This window comes from Mesorhizobium sp. M4A.F.Ca.ET.020.02.1.1 (genome assembly GCF_004022645.1).
Classification (GTDB): domain Bacteria; phylum Pseudomonadota; class Alphaproteobacteria; order Rhizobiales; family Rhizobiaceae; genus Mesorhizobium.
Genome location: NZ_RZOI01000924.1, coordinates 1 through 2,034, shown reverse-complemented (window position 1 = coordinate 2,034; position 2,034 = coordinate 1). Strand labels below are relative to the sequence as shown.

Annotated in this window: 3 protein-coding genes and 1 pseudogene; 1 reads left to right on the top strand and 3 read right to left on the bottom strand. The window is 64.7% G+C overall.

Annotated elements, in window-relative coordinates:
• A partial coding sequence (locus EN742_RS33145) for an LLM class flavin-dependent oxidoreductase (protein WP_128333779.1) occupies window positions 1–414 on the bottom strand: 414 nt, incomplete at its 3' end.
• Between the two features lie 130 nt (window positions 415–544).
• The gene (locus EN742_RS33140) at window positions 545–694 is read right to left on the bottom strand and encodes a hypothetical protein (RefSeq protein ID WP_127406995.1); all 150 of its coding nucleotides are present in this window, start codon (window positions 692–694) and stop codon (window positions 545–547) included.
• Between the two features lie 281 nt (window positions 695–975).
• Here EN742_RS33140 and EN742_RS33135 point away from each other — a divergent pair, with 281 nt between their 5' ends.
• Window positions 976–1,743, top strand: coding sequence for an SDR family oxidoreductase (locus EN742_RS33135; protein WP_127406994.1), 768 nt, complete (start codon window positions 976–978; stop codon window positions 1,741–1,743).
• A 68-nt stretch (window positions 1,744–1,811) separates the two neighbouring features.
• Here the strand turns inward: EN742_RS33135 and EN742_RS33130 are convergent.
• Window positions 1,812–2,034, bottom strand: a pseudogene (locus EN742_RS33130) (ABC transporter permease); the annotation flags it as partial.

Sequence of the window (2,034 nt, the reverse complement as noted above, 5' to 3'; positions counted from 1 at the left end):
CCTGTCGTTCGACCACAGGCGCTTCAAAAGCACCAGATATTCGTCAATACGCTGCCACACCACGGTGTGCCCGACCGGGCGCGCCTCGGCATCCTCATCGCTGAGCGGCTCGCTCAGCATCCTGAGCGACAGCCGGCCGCCGCTCCTGGCGTCGAGCGCGGCAAGCTGCCTGGCCGCCACCGTCGGCTCGACCACGCCAGCCCAGTGGGTCAGCACCACCTCCAGCGACGCGGTGCGCTTCAGCGCCTGCGCGGCTATGTCCATATTGGTGAGCAGGCCGGCCGGATCGTCGACGACGATCTTCTGAAAGCCGACATCCTCGATCAGCGACAGTTTCGTCGCGGTCTCGGCGAAATCGTAGAAGAAGCTGCCATAGGCAGACTTACCCGGAACATGCGTGAACTCGATTGGCATTGCCATCTCCTTCATCACGTTTGGAATCGCATATCAAAACCACAGGGCGCGCGAAAACGCGCCGCCGACGCGGCTCACTCAACTCCGGTTGCCTGAAAGCGTTAGGCCGCCACCCCGTGGTTCCCGCGCCTCAGGGAATGAGGCCCAGAACGACTGCCCCGGTGAACACGAACGCAAGGGTGAAAACGAGATAGGCGAAGGCCCCGCCATAGGCCGGCCGCCAGCTCTGGCCGACGGTTTGGCCCCTGCGGTCTGTCTGGGTGTTTTGGTAATAGGACATGTCGGCCTCCGTCTCACCCTTAATCTATAAAGTTAGTAGCCTTTGTCGATTGCTATTTTTCCGCGATCCGAAGAACGAATTTCTCATATCGCGCTGGACATTGGTTTGGCTTGCTGCGTCTGCCCTATGCAGGGGAAACGGCTGCGGAGATGATGACGCCGCCCCGGATTTCGGCGGTCGCGCTGGAGTCGGCGATGCGGCCAGCGAGCTTGGCCATCCGACACGCGCGGGTTAGCATCGTTGCCGGTTCACGCGTGAAGCATCAACAGACGGAGAAATCAATGGGCGGAAGGCTGGCGGGCAAGGTCGCGATCATATCGGGCGGCGCGACGGGCATGGGTGGAGCGGCCTCGGAGCTCTTCGCGGCGGAAGGCGCCAAGGTGGCGATCGTCGACCGCAACGGCGAGGCAGCGGCCGCGACCGCGGCGGCGATCCGCGCCCGCGGCCATGTCGCCGAGCATTTCGTCGCCGATGTTTCCGACGAGGCGCAGGTCGAAGCCGCGGTGAAGGCTGCGACGGCCAAGCTTGGCCCGGTCACCGTGCTGTTCAATCACGCCGGCACCATCGTCATAAAGCCGTTCCTGGAGACGACGCTCACGGAATGGGACTGGCTGCATGCCGTCAACGTGCGCTCGATGTTCCTGATGACGCGCGCGGTGCTGCCTAGCATGATCGCGGCCGGCGGCGGCTCGATCGTCTGCACCTCGTCGATCTCGGCGGTGGCGGCGACGCCGAACGAGGTGCTCTACGACACCACCAAGGGCGCCTGCCACATGTTCGCCCGCGCCATCGCGGTCGAATTCCGCGACCGCAACATTCGCTGCAACGCCGTCTGTCCCGGCTTCATCCGCACCCCGCACGGGCTGCGCGAGGTGGCCGACCTGGGGAAACTCGGCGTCGACGTCTCCGACGCGGCACTCGCCGCCCAGCAGGGCCGCATCGGCGAGCCGGAAGAAGTGGCGAAGGCCGCATTGTTCCTGGCCAGTGACGAATCCAGCTTCGTCAACGGCGCGCATCTCTTCGTCGACAACGCCTTTACGGCGATGTGAAGCGTCCCAGGCTTGGCGCTCTTCCTCTCCCCCCGTCGATCGGGGGAGAGGAAAGGGCGCCAAGTCCTCTACCGCTCTTCCCTCCGAAACGGCTTCAGCAGCGCCGAGGGCGCGACCGCATTGCGCGACATGAAGGCCATGGCGACGATCGTGAAGATGAAGGGCAGCATCAGGAAGGCTTCGTAGGGGATGTGGCCGAGCCCACTTGCCTGCATCCTGAGCTGCAGCGCATCGACGAAGGCGAACAGCAGCGCGGCGCCCGCCGAGCGCCACGGGTCCCAACGGCCGAAC

Coding starts and splice junctions, on each gene's coding strand:
- EN742_RS33140 (WP_127406995.1), bottom strand. CDS start 694: ATGTCCTATTACCAAAACACCCAGACAGACCGCAGGGGCCAAACCGTC.
- EN742_RS33135 (WP_127406994.1), top strand. CDS start 976: ATGGGCGGAAGGCTGGCGGGCAAGGTCGCGATCATATCGGGCGGCGCG.